The sequence below is a fragment of the Vibrio sp. RW genome (assembly GCF_027587105.1).
Taxonomy (GTDB): domain Bacteria; phylum Pseudomonadota; class Gammaproteobacteria; order Enterobacterales; family Vibrionaceae; genus Vibrio; species Vibrio toranzoniae.
Map to the genome: position 1 here is coordinate 115,504 of NZ_JAPPTM010000006.1, position 14,779 is coordinate 130,282.

Sequence of the window (14,779 nt, forward strand, 5' to 3'; positions counted from 1 at the left end):
ATTATAGGTATTAACTAAATATATCTTTTAATTAGCTCGTTTTGTTCTTTAGAAAGGTTTTCTATGGAGTCTTTAAATACAATACTAGATGAATCGATACTTTCAATATGAGGCTTCAACCAAGAAATATCTTCAAATGAAAATCCATATCTAATAAGCCAGATTTCCGTATCATCGTTAGTGCCATATCTAAGATAGTTTTGTAAATAAATCGCCCGTAAATCTTTGGTTTTTTCAAAATGAATTTCAAGTGCCGCTGAGATAGGATCATTCATTGATAATGAAACAACCTTATCTAGGTAGTCGTAAGTGTCATATATAACGATATCGTAATCGATATCTTTTACTGATTGATACTCTCCAAATAGAGATGCTCCTTTTAGCTTAGTATTTGGTATTGAAGCTGCTATTGGAGAATATCTAACTTTAAGTCCTTTTATCTCAGCACTCCCTTGCTCTGCGCTAATTTCCTGCTTCTTTATACGGGAGAATATTTGTCTTTGTTTGTCTTTTTGAGATAGAAAACTGTATCTTAGAGATACTATTTCCGCAAATGATCTTCCTTGGATATGCCAAAGCATAATTGGGATAGCAGCACTTAATACAGAGGCTTCAGCTTTATTTAATGATGTTCTTCGAAGGTGTATTGAGTATAGCTTTTTAAAATTTGACTTGACTTTTTTTCTAACGCTATCTGACAGTGAATAGTATTCTCCCCCGGTGATTGGTTTGTCGACGTTCATTAACTTGTTCAAGATATACTTAATTTCTTTATCTAAGTCTGATTTTTTTATTCGTTCAATTTGCGCACTTGGTAGATGCAACTCCCCATCAAACGTATCATTTTTAATAGATTCGGCTAAATCACGTAGATCGACATCAATATCATCTATTTCTAAATCAAGTTTACTTCTTTCGTTTAAAGTTACCGCTTCCCTAAATCGTTTTGAAAATGTTTCAACATTTGATTGTTTTACTACGGTATATCCAAAATCAAATAGCCCCTTTGTTTGTGTTGTTCTGCCTGAGCGTCCTATTAAATTCTTTAAAGTAATAGGGGTCATGTTATTGAAGTTGTCAATCCACACCACGTCAAAAGGCATATTAATACCTTGTACTAGGGTAGAGGTTGCAAAACAAATTCTCGCATGGCCCTTTCGTATAAAGTCTTCTGCCATTAGGCGAGCTTTAAGTGGCATCGAACCATGATGTATTACGATCCCTCGTGACATTAAGTCAATTAGTAGTGAGTATTTTTCATTTCGAGGTGCTGTAGATGCTCCTATAAAACTTTTTAATTTATCTATTAATACATTTGCAGCAGGATCGGTCAGTATTGGACAAAGGTCTATATATTTTTGGAAGTCAATTAAATGTCGACCTTCATATATTTTATTTTTTGATATATAAACTAAAAGTGAACCTCCTTTCTCAACAGTTTTACCTACTAGATCTTCATCAACTTTAACTTTTTCCGACTTAGTATTAGGTGAGAAAAACTGAAATTTCTTGTCAGGTCCAATTGTTATAAATATTTTTCCTGCTGTATATAAATTATAATTTTTTGCCAAGGACAGTTGTGAAAATCCATGCTTGTTGAGCTGAGCTTCAGGGTTGTTGACGAAAGGATGAGCAAATACTTTTTTTGCATTCGGGAATGCTCTATCAAGCCTACGTACTAGAGCATCAAATGTCATTCCCCGAATATCTTCTTCTGAAATTTGGGCTTCGTCCATTAGAAATAAGTCTATCTTAAAAGTATTACTATACTTGAGAATCTCTGACGCTCTTTCTGGCGTAACTATAAATATTCTTCGGTTTGACTTTGAAGTGTTTATATTTTCAATAAACTGAAGTACGAGAGTTTCCTTGTCAACTAAACTGACAACCTCATTGTAATATTCAGCAATAAGAGCCCTAGACGGGACTATTATTAATATGTCATTTTCAGTACTTCGGATTAGTTCTCTAAATAAGTATGACTTACCACTACTTGTTGGTGCAGAAAATGAAAAATATCTATTGTTTTTTATCTCTCTAAAGGCGCTAGCTTGAGTAGCTGTAAAAGTATGGCCAACTTCATCATAGATTGATTTTGAATAAATTGAGTAAAACTCCTCAAGAACACTTTTGGGCTCTTCAGTTTTATAAAATAATCCTGTCGCTGAAATAAGCTTATTTTCGTACTTTTTGAACTGCTCAGAATGGAATTTTTTAATGTATGCTAGCTTCTCGAATGTAAGAGCTGAGATTGGCCCATTTGTATGGATCTCATATAAAGCGTGCTTAAGAATTTCTTCAATAGATTCGCCTCTAATTAAATCATTTATCACGGACAGTTACTCCAATTAAATAGATTTCATCTTGCTGTAAAAGGTTAGTTAGATATTGACTTTTAAAGGCATTAGACATTATAGCTTGAGGCTTTTTACCGTTTATAGAAAATGCAGCAACGAAGGCAGACCTTTTAGATAAAGCATTGTTGATAGCCCCCTCAGATACGAAATTTTGAAGATCAACGAGCTCAGCATCTCCCTTTTTTAATGAAATAAACTTTGCTATTTGCTCTAGTGCATTTCTATAAGGGTTACTACCTCCGCTAAATTTCGCTTCGCCGAACGCGACAAGTTCGGTATTAGTCTCCGTATGAAAGTCAAAGCCGGGATTCCCCGAGATTTTCTCTTTTAATAACTCAGCCAACGGTACTTTTATATGCCCGAAAGCTTCTACGAGTGCATCTTGAGCCGAAGCTGAAACCATGAACTCCCCAAAATCCTCGGTTAATTCGTCTTCAACCATATTTAGGATGTTGTTGACCATTTTGGCAATGGTTCTTTCTGCTCGAGCTTCATACGAATGCTTTGCTACTGGGCTAAGGTCGTTAAGCCAACACACGTCTTGTATTACAGAAATCATTTCTGTTGCTCTGGTATGTATGTTTTCTATGTTAATCAAAATCGAATGTACTTTTGCTGTACAGCCGTGTGAAGACATATCGTAAGTTGTTTTGTCAGTTAGATTCATTCTATAGATTAACCTTGGTAATCGTACTGGTAATCAATGTGCATAAATCAATTGCATAGCGCAATGTTTCGTATATTCTTCAGGCTGTTAATCTGATAATAGTCATAGAATTGGCAAATATAATCTATTTGTTGTCACTACGTACGGCATCAGCACCGCCAGCTATCGCGATAAACCAGTTCCGCCATTATCTAGGTCAATACGTAACAGGCGAAGCCCACCGCGTGTATGAGAACGTGAATGTGCCAGTAATATTGGTTAACGCTCGCCTATGGCCAACGGATTCAGAAGCGAACAAGAAACACATCAAGGATTACAGCATTTACTACATTGAAGACTCAGGCCACTTCCCAATGCTTGAGCAACCACAGCAGTTCAACACAACGTTGATGAAAGCGGTTAAGTCAGTGAGGTAGGGCGGTCGTACGTGAGAGTAGGCTGATAATCCCCTCCTAACCTTCCCTTGGTTTACATCTCCAACCTCTTGTTGGTAGCGGGAAAGAAGGAGGAACTGAATACCGATCGTGACAAGTGCTGCTATATGTTCAGCGGCAAAGAATGTTCTCCCCCTCATTTTTATATCTCAAGAGATCGGGTCACTCCATTCGAGGGGTATGTACGTCACATACAAACTAGGTATCGAACATACGAAATATTTATATCTTCACTGCTAAATGTACAACAGGTATCACACTTGTCTGTTAATGGTTAATCTAACCTGTAATGACCTCTTTACTGATAAAAATAACTTTAACAGCACCTTTCATCATGTGGGGAGGCTTTAAATTCAACGTCAGATAAAGAGATTTCTTATGTATAAGTATCTAACACTAATCGTTTTATTACTCGCTGGGTGTGTGTCTACAAACGAAGTTGCAGACAAATCTTGGTGCCAACCTTACAACGACCAACTTACTGAAGTTTTTAGCAACGAACTTACGTTAGGCGCGAGAGCCCTAGATTCCGTTATCGGGTGTGCTCCAAGGCCTTTACCTAAATTTGTACAAGGAGATGTACTAACTAACTCAACACTTATGTCCGACTTTCAAGTGAAACAGGTCACTGATATTAAAGAAGTGTACGCCAACACCAAGCCTAATGCGGACGATATCATCAACTTTGTTATTTCACCGCAAGCAAAACAATTAGCATTGAGCAGGGCATTGCGTCTCAATGAGCTTTCATACTCAATTATTGTGCAATCGCAGAAGGACAAATCGGAAATAATAAAAAACAATACCTTTGAAATACTTAATGAATTTACGGAAGATAATATTGATAAGCTAAACAAGGCCGTAAAAGAAGCCAGTTACGATAGATATCAGAAACAAGTGCATCGTATTCAGCGTGATTATTATGACATCTTGTATCAAATTACCCTCGGTGGGGCAGATAAGGATGGTCGACAGTCAATATCATACGACCCGAAAGATATCGCAACGCTGCTCACTAAGGCTGTTAAGGTTTATGCTGATCAACAGGCTATTAGGTCAAACTTTTTATTAATGCGCGATCAGTATTTCGCAACTATCAACAGTAATTCACTTCCATCTTTTGATCAGCAGTGGGAGAACCAGATAACAGACATTAAAGAGCAATGTCAGTTAACTGCAAAAGGGCTTGGTTTAGATGAAACCAAGTGCGAAGTTATTCAGCAATAGATATATCTTTATTAAACTAAGGCCTCGCGCGTGCGAGGCCTTTTGTATTCCGACCAAAACTTAATAAAAGCAAGGGCCAAATATTCAATAACTCTTATTTAGAGGTTAACGAAAACTTGGGATAATCGCTGGTACTCCTGGTAGAAGACCAACCAACGCCATCACACCACTTAGTACAATAAACATAATGCCAGGCAACACCCAACGGCTCATTTTACTCAGTTTACCGCTACGTTCTTTACAACCTATCAGGCCTAAGTTATCTAACAGCATGGTGAGAGACCAGCCAAATGCGGGGTTAACGAGCGCTGAAGAAAATACAACAATCGCTGCCGATTGCGTGGTTTTTCCTTCACGCGTCATTTCCATTCCAGCTTCTAGCAACGGAACAAATACCCCAACAATGAGCGCAACACAAAGTACGGGTTGCCATATCGCTAGATCCATTGGGTAGCCCCAAACTGCGGCGATGATACAGAACAGAGCCGTCAGCAAAGCGCCAGCAGGAATAGGGCGTTTCGCAATCGCCGCCGGTACGATGTAAGTACCCCATGAAGACGTAAAGTTAGTACCGCCAAGCAGAGAACCGAACGTTTGACGAATCGAAGCCGTGGTCATGGTGTCGTCAATGTTCATATGTACTTTTTCGGTACGTTCTGGATAGCTGATTTTTTGAAATACTTGATGCCCTAAGAAATCTGGCGACCACATCGCGACGGCTAAAATCGCAAACGGCAATACCACCATGAAGTGTTCAATCGTCGGTAGGCCTAGCATCCAACCTGTATCTTCTCCCCACCAATACATAGGGTTCATGTTAGGTAAGCCTGGCTCAGTGTGGAAAGCAAATGGCGCACCCATGGCAAACGCAATCGTACCACCCAGTAAGCAACTAAGAGGGACGGCTAACCAACGTTTGCGGAAGTGTTCCAATAGCGCGTACAAGATAATGGTGCAAAAGATCACGACAAACGCGATATGGCTCATACCGATTCCCTCAGCCCAAGCGAACAGTTTCTTAACTTGAGAGGCGGTTCCAACAAAACCGAGGTAGAGCAATAAGCCGCCACACACGCCTTTACTGGTGAGGTTGGCCAACATGCTGCCACCTTTACTGATGGCTAAGATGAGGCCAAAAGCGCCAATCAGTAACCCAAAGGCCATGGGGTGTCCGCCAGCTGCAACGACAATTGGAATTAAAGGGATGAGTGGACCGTGTGTACCGGCGAGGTTAGCAGTCGGCAATAAAAAGCCAGAGAATAGAATGATGAAAACAGAGGCGATGAGTAGTTCATAACGAACGTTTTCTAAAATAAAGCCTTCATTTAGCCCGAGCGCCCCGGCAAAGGTGGCAGCAATCGCTCCCACCATAACCACTTTACCAATGGTAGCGGCCATCGCTGGGATGGTGTCTTCTATCTCAAATCGATAATCTTTAAACGGCAAATTGGGACGCCAGCGTTTAGGCGCCATGATTTGTAACTCATGCTCTAAATATTGTTCGCGGGATTCAAATTCCGATCTTGGTTTGTGTTGTTGTTCATAAGTGAGTTCGTCCTCGTTGGTTTGAGGCTTATCTGGTCGTATATTTACGGACTCTAAAGTAGTGCTCATTCTGATTCCTTTCGCTCACACATCTAAGATGTGTTATTCCAACAAACGTTATTGACTCACGCAGAAGCGCAAACAATGCGTCAACTTATAATTAAAAATTCATTAACATTTAGTTGTTAGTACCTTATATCAAACCAAAAAAAACAAACAGTCTCAGACAGTTAGACATTAGTCGTAGAGTAAGTCGACAAGTATTAGGCTTTGTAGATAGTGTGTGTCTGATTATTTGTCGCTCCTTAATTTCTCCCACGTTCTGTACTTGATAATGATAGAATCCCCGCATCTGAATTATCGAGAAACTAGGTATTTATAAACAATGTTTATCCATCATGTTAACGGCATCGACTGGCTGGTGATTACAGCTTTTGAAGAACTCAAACCGATGTTTATCGAAGATGCTGGTCCAATTCCATCTTACTTTTCTACCACCAGTGAATTGAGCCTGATTGATCAAGCCAAGCGCAGCTATGGATTTCTACCGACACTCCGCGGTGTGATCACCGATACCGGCACGTATCAAAGTAAAGATCTTGAAGAAGATTTGAACCCACAGCTTGCGTGTATCGTTGAAGGGCGTGGTCGGGTGTTTATCTACCACGGCGACTATGTGGCTTTTGTCGATGACGAGCAAACCTTTATTACCCGAATGAACTGAGAGTAATTCAGTGAATTGAGATTGGCGAATTGGTAAATCGGCGAGTTAGCTCCCCTAAAATTAAAAACTAAAGGATTAATACGATGGCAAAAACGATCTCACTTGTACTTGGCAGTGGTGGCGCAAGAGGCTTGGTTCATGTTGGAGTCATCCGTTGGTTAGTTGAGCATGGCTATCAGATAAAATCCATTTCTGGCTGTTCAATTGGCGCACTTATCGGTGGTGTCTACGCGGCGGGCAAGTTGGATGAGTTTGAAGAGTGGGTCACCAGTATCGACCAAGGGGATATGGCGATGCTGTTGGACTTTTCATGGCAATCGAGTGGTATGTTCAAAGGGGACAAGATCATCGACACTCTGCGTGGACTGATCGGTGAGATTTCAATTGAAGATCTGCCTATCCCTTATACCGCCGTTGCCGCTAACGTCGCCGATGAAAAAGAGGTTTGGCTGCAATCAGGCTCTCTGTTTGATGCTATTCGTGCCTCTATCTCGTTACCACTGTTCTTGACCCCTCACGTTATCAATGGAGAAGTGCTGATTGATGGCGGCGTTCTCAATCCCGTACCGATTGCGCCTACCTTTGGTGATAATACAGACTTTACACTGGCTGTGAATTTAGGGGGTGAACCTGAAATGGTTAAACAGGAAGTGATGCCGGTTTCCCTGCCAACAAAAGAGAGCAAGCTGCATGAGAAGGTGGTTCATTTTATCGATAATCTCGGTAGCAGTGTAAAAAGCAAAATGAGCTTCAACTTTGCTTTTTACGATATTGCCAACCAAGCATTTGATGCGATGCAATCGACCATTGCTCGCCAAAAGTTGGCCGCTTACCCCGCCGATATCACGCTTGAGATCCCACGTAATGCCTGTGGCACTTTAGAGTTTTATCGCTCACAAGAGATGATAGATAGAGGTTACCATTTGGCGCAAGCTAAACTGGGCAACCGACTTTAATGGGCAGGTTACAGCCGTTTTAGATAGAAGAAAATGCAATACCTTTACTTCAAATGCCTGCCGCCATCTAGGTGCAAGGTTCTTCCTGTCATGTAGTGACTGGCTAAAACGAACTTGATGCCCTCTATTATTTCCTCAAAGCCCGCTTCTGCGGGTATCAGAGCTTTCTGCAGTGCTTTGGTTTTGTATGCCTCATCGTCATGATCATTAAACTTAATCATGGCTGGGGAGATGGTATTTACTTTCACCTTGGGAGCCAGCATTGCTGAAAACGACAACGTCAGGTTGTTGAGCGCCGCTTTACTGGCGGCGTAAGCGATGTGTTTTTTACTGCCTTTTTCCGCAACGTAATCACTGATGTGGATGATGTCTGAAGTTTGATCACCAGACATCAGTTGGTCTTTGAGTGTTAAATTGAACAGATAAGGCACGGTAGCGTGTATCGTCATCATCTGATGCATGATTTGTGAGGCATTTTCGCTGGGATCTTGCTTGTTCTCGGGTTTCCAGTCGGAAGCATTGTGTATGACGGCTCTGAGTGTCTTATATTCTTGGCCGACATAATGAAGAAAACGCTCTAGGCTGCTTTGTTGATAAAAGTCGACCTGCTGCAAGTCGGCTCCAGTGTCACGCAATCGTTGCAGGTGAGGATAGTCGCTGCGGTAGGTGCCAACCACTTTGTATCCATCCGCTAAAAGTTGCTGCGCCAGTGCGAAGCCGAGTCTTTTTCCCACGCCGGTTATTAGTATCGTTTCACTCATCGTAAAAACTCAGCTCTGGTTTGAGGATTAGTTTTGAAAATGCCACCGAGCGCGGTTGTTGAGGTTTCAGAGTTTGCATCCATGACGCCTCTGGATTTAACGCAATAGTGGGTTGCTTTAATCGTCACGGCCACGTTTTCTGTTTCAACCAAAGTCTGTATCGCGACCAGGATCTGCTGGGTAAGACGTTCTTGAACTTGAGGGCGCTGGGCGAAGAATCGAACAATACGGTTGATTTTAGACAGCCCAAGAATCTTGTTTTCAGGAATATAGGCCACTTCCGCTAAACCATCGATGGTAATGAAGTGATGTTCGCACGTCGATGTTAAGTTGATGTCTGATACCTTAACCATTTCATCAACCGACATTTTGTTGTCTATCACACTGACTTTTGGAAAGTTGTTGTAATCTAGCCCTGAAAAGATCTCATGTACGTACATCTTTGCAATGCGATGAGGTGTTTCAGCAAGGCTGTCATCGGTTAAATCCAACCCAAGCGTACTCACCACTTCCGTTAAAAGCCCTTTGATGCGGTTGTACTTTTGGTTGGGGTTCATTTCGCTCGCAGTCATTGGGGTTTCAAGTCCTTTTGCGAGCAAAGCTTCTCTTACTTTTTCGGCTTCTGTATTCAGCATGACTCTCTCCTTAAGAATTCTTGTCGTTGTCTGCTTCATAGCTCAGGGTGAGCGAGACAGAGTCGGCAAAACGTAGTGCATGAGGCTTGTCGATTCTCACTTGAGCGTATCGCACCCATGGATGGTCGATACAAATGCCGAGGACGTCGCTGGTTAGCTTTTCCAAAAGCAAAAACCTTCCGGATTCGACGTGTTTAATAATCTTCTTACAGATGTTTTTGTAGTTAAGCGCGTTGTCCACATCATCAGAGAGACAAAGGTTGTTAGCGGGGTAGTGGATTTCTGCATTGATAACGATGTCTTGCTGCTTCGACTTTTCTTCTTCGTTGAAACCGATGAAGGTTCTTAGTCTCAGGTTCGTAATGGTGATAATGGCGTTGTGATTCATAACAGTGTCCAATCCTTAGAAAGTGAAGTCAGTTACGTACTTGTTTTAAGAAAAGATCAGTAAAGTCACGCGATTAAGATTTCAGTCGTTCCTTTTACAGTTGTTCCTGTTGCAGTCGTTCTTTTTTTAGTCGTGTAAAGGCTAAGTGAAACTGAGCTCGAAAGAGATGGGTTCGGTTTTCTGACTCTGCTGATCGAAGCTTTCCCAGAGTTGCTGAAACGAGATATTTAGGGTGGGGTGACGTTCTTGCGCGGCAATATCAACTAATGGCCTGAGCACAAATGCGTACTCGGTGATTTCGCCTCTCGGCAGTTCTACGCCATCGATAATGCCTACTTGATTGCCATAAAGAAGGATGTCGATATCCATCGTACGTGAGGCATACGCTTTGGTTTGGCGCTGGCGATCGTTCTCTGATTCGATTTGATGTAGAACCTTAACCAGCTCTGCGACAGTCAGGTCACATTCGAATCCAACGACTAGGTTAAGGAAGTTATCCCCTTCAAACCCAACAGGCTCGCAATCGTAGAAGTTAGAAATATTCAGAGGTGCAAAGCGGTCGTGCAATGCCTTGAGAGACTCTGTGACGTGGTGTTCTCGGTTAATGTTACTTCCGATGCTGACATAGACGTTGGCCATAGTTTTCCTTCCTTTTTAAGGAGCCTATACGTCCAAATCGCGTTGAAGATCAGCTATGTACCCTTTTAATGGCAGGAAGATAAAATAAAAATACGCTTCTTTAGTGAATTTTTTGTGTGCGCACTAAGGCAATGATGGCGATTAAGTGAAACTTGGTCGGCTAGCTCGGATGAGATGCTTTTTATGTGATCTGCGTTATAAAATGGTGAAACCACTGCATCAAAGGTGTGCATCTGATTCGAAGGATTAGGTCTAACTAAGCCCTAATCCTTTTATATCAAAAGCTTAAATAAGTGGCATATTGATTGAATAGTTATTCCTGGGAACTAACAGTAAGGGGATATTATGACTCTATTTACGTTTATGAATTTGCGCTTCAACTTGGATGATGTTTGCTATTTGACGACGATGACTGCTCTTGGTTTTAGTTATCTATTGCATTTCGTCTAAGTGGTACGGTAACTAGGGAGTGTGGAGCTTTGTTCTACATTTCATGCTCAGTAATACATAGGTAGTCGTATTAACACGAATGCCAGCCATAACATACTGGCATTCCATTTACCTCACTGGCAGCTTGGTCTTTGTTTTTACCTGGCCAAAGGCGAAGCTGGATTCAATAGACGCGATATTGGGCAAGCGAGTTAATTGTTTACGGATGAACTGCTCGTAGCTTTTGAGTGACTCGCTCACTACATGCAACAGGTAGTCGTGATTGCCTGTCATCAAAAAGCACTCCAACACTTCATCAATCACCTCAATGTGTTGCTCAAAGTCTCGCATGTTTTCTTCAGTCGGCTTTTCGAGCTTTACCAACACAAACACATTCACAGGCAGACCACACGCTTCTTGGTCAACACTGGCGTGATAGCCGCGAATAATCCCTTGTTTCTCCAGAGCTCGAACTCGGCGTAAACAAGGAGAGGGTGATAGCGCCACTCGATCGGCCAACTCTTGATTAGTCAGCCGTGCGTTGCTTTGCAGTTCAGCCAGTATTTTCTTGTCGATCTCGTCCATTGGCATGTTCCATCAATATTGGAATTTGTTTAGCAATATTATTGCTCAAAGTGTAGGTCTTACTTCGCAAATCGCAATTTTCAATATCTGCACAACACTAAAATTAAAGGAGGTATAACAAAGGATTGAACTATGAACACGTCAACTCAACTTAGCCCGCTGCGTAAAACGACCAAACACGAACAAGCAGAAGCCCTTGCCATTGAGCAAGCAAAACACTTTGGTATCGACCCAGATAGTGATTACGGTATCACGCTGATTGAACTGGCTACAACGCTGTACCAAGCCAACACCAAGACACACGACCTTTGGGCATTGACGGTTGATGGACTTTCAGAACTCGACAAAAGCGACCGAATAGCTTGGTTTAACGCCAAACGTTTTTTGTCATTCCAGATCGCGAAGATCCTTGATAATCTGCAAAACCCAATGCGCGCCACTTACCAATCTATCGCTACTAACAATGGTAACTTTGCCTCTAAAGGTGCGTATCCTATCTTCGATAATGTGGCGGCTATCTTCTCGGCAAGCCCTGTGATTACGCGCACCGCGACCTATTTGTTTGCGTGTACAGAGTGGATTGAAGACGCCTTCAACGGTAAAGAGCCGCTGCACGATATTTACTCTCGACTGCTTAACCCAACCTCGATTTCACTGGCTAATCATATGGTTGATATTGAGGCCGGTTCTAGAGCCAACGAGTACCTCGCATGGAACTTTAACTCGGGTATGGCGGCCATTGATGGGTTGTTGAGCCATTTACTTGGGCATGAAGACATTGTTTTGGCCTCACGCAACATCTACGGCGGTTCTTATCAGTTATTGGAAGATTGGTTTGGCAAGCCTTCGAACTTGAATGTCGCGGTAGAGTGGGTCGATGGCTACTCCGGAAGTGAGTTTGCTACTCGACTTGATGAGGTTGCCGAAAAATACGCTGATCGCCTCGCCGCAGGTAAGAAAATCTACGTATACCTAGAGTCACCGTGTAACCCACATGGCTACGTGTTAGATGTTGCTAGCATCAGTAAAGCTGGTCACTCTCGTGGTTGGGACGTGATTGTCGACTCGACTGTGGGTACGCCATTACTTCACCCAATATTAAAACGTGATGATGTGATGGAAAGACCTGATTATGTCATTCATTCCTACACCAAAGAACTGGCGGGTTCAGGCATTACAACCGCTGGAGTCGTGATTGGCCGTAACGAGACCATGTTTGTGCCAAAAGGGGAGGAGGTCACCTTTACTAAACCTAACGGTGATGAGGCAATCATTCCATGGAAGGAAACCCTGTTTTGGAATGTGTATTACATTAAAGGCGCGTTCTTAGACGCAGACAAAGCGTTTGAAGTGCTCAATGGTATGAAAACCTATGAGATGCGTGTGGTGCAAAAGACCATCAACACCCTGACTCTCGCGAAGATTTTTGATGCTCACCCAGACATCAATGTGTCGTGTCCAGCTTTGCCAGACAGTGATAACTATGAACATTGCCAGAACAACATGTACTTAGGGCTACCAGCAGCGCTGTTTACTATCGATATGGAAGGTAACGGCAATCGTGCGCCAATCAATCGAGATGGGTTCAAACAGTTCTTCGACATGCTTGAGCCCGCAATCGGTATGCAAGTGAGCTTAGGGCAAACCAACACCGTGGCCTTGTGCCCAGCACTGACCACGCATTCAGAGCTCAGTGATGAAGCGCTTAATGAAGCTGGCATTAAACCGACTACAATGCGTATCTCGATTGGCTTGGAAGACCCTCGAATGTTCATTGCTCATATTATCGAGGCTGCTAAATTGTCGATTGACCACAAGCATGCCGACTTCTCATCGAGTTTCCCGAGTGGTGACAGTATCGATGAAATCTATATGCAAACCTATATGGATGTACACCAAAGGTTTGTGAAGAGCTTGCCGAATTTCAGTCAGCTTACTCAATGACTTAGGTCAGTAAGAAAAACTTGTAAGCTCAGTCAGTTAAAAGGCCGTAAATAAAAAAGCACCCTGCTGACTCAATCGTCGGTAGGGTGCTTTCTCGATATAGAACCTAGTGACCATACTGGTTTACCAAGTTGCTTACTATTTTGGCTGGTGGCCTGTCTTTTTCGCAAGCTCTTGCATAGCCTCGGCAAACGTAGTTGTTCCGCCTTTTGCTTTAACTTGAACGACTTTATATCCTTGGCTTTCCAGCGCTTGGCGCTCTTCTAAAACCGCCTTATCGTCTTGTTGACTGCCTTGTACTGGCTGATGAATGTAACACCCTTCTAGTTGACCATCTTCGACTAGTTGGTGGTGTTTCAGTGCATTGATATCAAAATTCATAGTAAGTCTTTTCGTTTTAAATGGAGAGTCTCTCTGACAACGGCCGCGAGTATTTATAATTTTATCGTGTGTACCCAAAGGCATTTTAACCATAAGAGGCTAGTGTAAGTACAGTAATCTAATGACATGTAATAGGATACGGTTTACTTCAAAAAGGAGCAAAGATAAATTACGGAATAGCTTGCTAATCTTAAGCTTGAATTTGTGTGTTGGTCATCATCGCGATGAGTCTGGCGGCACGTTTACGCATATCACGTCTATCAACAATCATATCTAAAGCGCCATGCTCTAGTAAGAATTCACTTTGTTGAAAATCATCAGGCAATTTTTCTCGTACTGTTTGTTCAATCACTCTTCGCCCTGCAAACCCAATTCGCGCTTTGGGTTCACCAATATTGATGTCACCAAGCATTGCTAAACTGGCCGAGACACCGCCAAAGGTTTGATCGGTTAATACTGAAATATAAGGCAATCTGGCTTCGGATAGTCGCTTTAAAGCCGCGCTTGTTTTTGCCATTTGCATTAACGCCATCAGTGACTCTTGCATGCGGGCACCACCACACGCGGAAAAGCAAACCAGTGCACAGTTTGATGCAATTGCTTGATTAACAGCGTCCACAAATCGAGCACCGACAACCGATCCCATAGATCCTGCCATAAAAGAAAACTCGAAAGCGCACGCCACAACAGGCATTCCGAGCAGCTCTCCTTGCATTGCGACTAATGCATCTTTTTCGCCTGTGCTTTTTTGGGTTAGGGCAAGGCGCTCTGTGTAGCGTTTATTGTCTTTAAAATTGAGTAAATCTTTCGGCTCATGTTGTTTGCCTAACTCAGTTCTTTCGCCTTTATCTAAAAATGTATCCAAACGAAGACGTGCTGTCATTCGCATGTGGTGTTCACATTTAGGGCACACCTCCAGGTTCTCCTTAAGGGCAATGCGGTAAAGGACCTGATCACAGGATGGGCATTTGGTCCATACCCCTTCGGGGATTGATGTCTTACGTGTACTTATTAACTTCTTTTTATCTAACAGTTTTTCTAACCAGCTCATGGCGAGACCTTATTCTAATCGCTCTAGTGATTAGCATTGTATAAGCCTGTTATTGG

At 42.4% G+C, this 14,779-nt stretch carries 14 protein-coding genes and 1 pseudogene; 5 read left to right on the top strand and 10 right to left on the bottom strand.

All coding sequences use genetic code 11. The features are described 5' to 3' along the window. Positions 1 to 14 precede the first annotated feature (14 nt). Positions 15 to 2,333, bottom strand: a complete 2,319-nt coding sequence (locus OCT63_RS07400; RefSeq protein WP_269983471.1) for a DEAD/DEAH box helicase — start codon at positions 2,331 to 2,333, stop codon at positions 15 to 17. Beyond that, on the bottom strand, positions 2,323 to 3,024 hold the full coding sequence (locus OCT63_RS07405; RefSeq protein ID WP_136993505.1) for a hypothetical protein: 702 nt from the start codon (positions 3,022 to 3,024) through the stop codon (positions 2,323 to 2,325). Before OCT63_RS07405 ends, OCT63_RS07400 begins: the two co-directional genes overlap by 11 nt. A gap of 143 nt (positions 3,025 to 3,167) precedes the next feature. Between OCT63_RS07405 and OCT63_RS07410 the strand changes: the two are divergent. After that, positions 3,168 to 3,440: pseudogene (locus OCT63_RS07410) on the top strand (alpha/beta fold hydrolase); the annotation flags it as partial. Between the two features lie 396 nt (positions 3,441 to 3,836). Further along, the gene (locus OCT63_RS07415) at positions 3,837 to 4,685 is read left to right on the top strand and encodes a hypothetical protein (RefSeq protein WP_269983472.1); all 849 of its coding nucleotides are present in this window, start codon (positions 3,837 to 3,839) and stop codon (positions 4,683 to 4,685) included. A 105-nt stretch (positions 4,686 to 4,790) separates the two neighbouring features. Here the strand turns inward: OCT63_RS07415 and OCT63_RS07420 are convergent, their stop codons facing one another. Then, positions 4,791 to 6,299 carry a DUF3360 domain-containing protein gene (locus tag OCT63_RS07420; RefSeq protein ID WP_269983473.1) on the bottom strand — a complete coding sequence of 503 codons (1,509 nt, stop codon included), beginning with the start codon at positions 6,297 to 6,299 and terminating at the stop codon, positions 4,791 to 4,793. 316 nt (positions 6,300 to 6,615) lie between these two features. Between OCT63_RS07420 and OCT63_RS07425 the strand changes: the two genes are divergently transcribed. Both OCT63_RS07425 and OCT63_RS07430 read left to right on the top strand, forming a co-directional pair. Continuing rightward, positions 6,616 to 6,954, top strand: coding sequence for a cytosolic protein (locus OCT63_RS07425; RefSeq protein WP_161753617.1), 339 nt, complete (start codon positions 6,616 to 6,618; stop codon positions 6,952 to 6,954). Between the two features lie 83 nt (positions 6,955 to 7,037). Beyond that, positions 7,038 to 7,910, top strand: coding sequence for a patatin-like phospholipase family protein (locus OCT63_RS07430; RefSeq protein ID WP_269983474.1), 873 nt, complete (start codon positions 7,038 to 7,040; stop codon positions 7,908 to 7,910). Positions 7,911 to 7,954: 44 nt separating this feature from the next. Here the strand turns inward: OCT63_RS07430 and folM are convergent, their stop codons facing one another. The 5 genes from folM to OCT63_RS07455 all read right to left on the bottom strand — a co-directional run bounded on the left by folM (position 7,955) and on the right by OCT63_RS07455 (position 11,347). Next, a complete protein-coding gene (gene folM, locus OCT63_RS07435; protein ID WP_269983475.1) occupies positions 7,955 to 8,671 on the bottom strand; it encodes a dihydromonapterin reductase in 717 nt (238 codons plus the stop codon). Beyond that, positions 8,668 to 9,306 (bottom strand): GTP cyclohydrolase I FolE, encoded by a 639-nt coding sequence (gene folE, locus OCT63_RS07440; RefSeq protein WP_161679255.1) that lies wholly within the window; start codon positions 9,304 to 9,306, stop codon positions 8,668 to 8,670. The genes folM and folE overlap by 4 nt, the downstream gene beginning before the upstream one ends. A 10-nt stretch (positions 9,307 to 9,316) precedes the next feature. After that, on the bottom strand, positions 9,317 to 9,694 hold the full coding sequence (gene folX / locus OCT63_RS07445; protein WP_161686542.1) for a dihydroneopterin triphosphate 2'-epimerase: 378 nt from the start codon (positions 9,692 to 9,694) through the stop codon (positions 9,317 to 9,319). Positions 9,695 to 9,835: 141 nt separating this feature from the next. Further along, positions 9,836 to 10,333: a 2-amino-4-hydroxy-6-hydroxymethyldihydropteridine diphosphokinase gene (gene folK / locus OCT63_RS07450; RefSeq protein ID WP_269983476.1), complete on the bottom strand. Its 498-nt coding sequence runs from the start codon at positions 10,331 to 10,333 to the stop codon at positions 9,836 to 9,838. 558 nt (positions 10,334 to 10,891) lie between these two features. Beyond that, a complete protein-coding gene (locus tag OCT63_RS07455) occupies positions 10,892 to 11,347 on the bottom strand; it encodes an Lrp/AsnC family transcriptional regulator (protein WP_012604166.1) in 456 nt (151 codons plus the stop codon). A gap of 132 nt (positions 11,348 to 11,479) precedes the next feature. Between OCT63_RS07455 and OCT63_RS07460 the strand changes: the two genes are divergently transcribed. Further along, entirely contained in the window at positions 11,480 to 13,291 is a 1,812-nt protein-coding gene (locus OCT63_RS07460) for a PLP-dependent transferase (RefSeq protein ID WP_269983477.1), read from the top strand. A 138-nt stretch (positions 13,292 to 13,429) separates the two neighbouring features. Here the strand turns inward: OCT63_RS07460 and OCT63_RS07465 are convergent, their stop codons facing one another. Next, positions 13,430 to 13,672 carry a hypothetical protein gene (locus OCT63_RS07465; protein ID WP_269983478.1) on the bottom strand — a complete coding sequence of 81 codons (243 nt, stop codon included), beginning with the start codon at positions 13,670 to 13,672 and terminating at the stop codon, positions 13,430 to 13,432. Between the two features lie 190 nt (positions 13,673 to 13,862). Then, entirely contained in the window at positions 13,863 to 14,723 is an 861-nt protein-coding gene (accD, locus tag OCT63_RS07470; protein ID WP_060467866.1) for an acetyl-CoA carboxylase, carboxyltransferase subunit beta, read from the bottom strand. Positions 14,724 to 14,779: the final 56 nt, after the last annotated feature.